This window comes from Lachnoanaerobaculum saburreum DSM 3986 (assembly GCF_000185385.1).
In the GTDB taxonomy this organism is placed as follows: Bacteria; Bacillota; Clostridia; order Lachnospirales; family Lachnospiraceae; genus Lachnoanaerobaculum; species Lachnoanaerobaculum saburreum.
On record NZ_GL622296.1, the window covers coordinates 695,323 to 695,887 of the forward strand.

1 protein-coding gene is annotated in these 565 nt (G+C 29.9%); it reads left to right on the forward strand.

Going from position 1 to position 565, the window contains the following annotated elements; translation table 11 throughout:
• A partial coding sequence (locus HMPREF0381_RS03325) for an RNA-guided endonuclease TnpB family protein (protein ID WP_008750460.1) occupies positions 1-565 on the forward strand: 565 nt, incomplete at both ends.

Here is a 565-nt window from a genome sequence, read left to right on the forward strand (position 1 = left end):
GGTTGTAATAATTATTGCAATAGAGAGCTGAAAAAAGTTTATGAATGGCTAAAAGAAGTAGATAAATTTGCTTTAACAAATGCAATTTATAATATGGATAATGCTTATCAAAAGTTTTTCAAAGAACATGCAGGTTATCCGAAGTTTAAGAGTAAGCACAGTAATCGTCAATCATATACAACCAATTTTACAAATGAGAATATAACTGTAGATTTTGATAGAGGAAGAATAAAGCTGCCAAAATTAAAAAGGGTAAAAATAAAATTACATAGAAAATTTTCAGGTCAGATAAAGGCGGCAACTATATCTAAAGTACCAAGCGGCAAGTACTATGTGTCTGTTCTTGTAGAAACCGAACATAGTCCACTTGTAAAAACAAACGGACAAATAGGATTGGATTTAGGAATAAAAGATTTATGTATCACATCAGATGGAAAGAAGTATGAAAATCCGAAGATAATTAAAAAATATGAGAAAAAGCTTGTAAAATTGCAAAGACAATTAGCAAATAAAATAAAGGGGAGTAGGAACTATCAGAAAAAAAGGAAACAAATAGCACTATGCC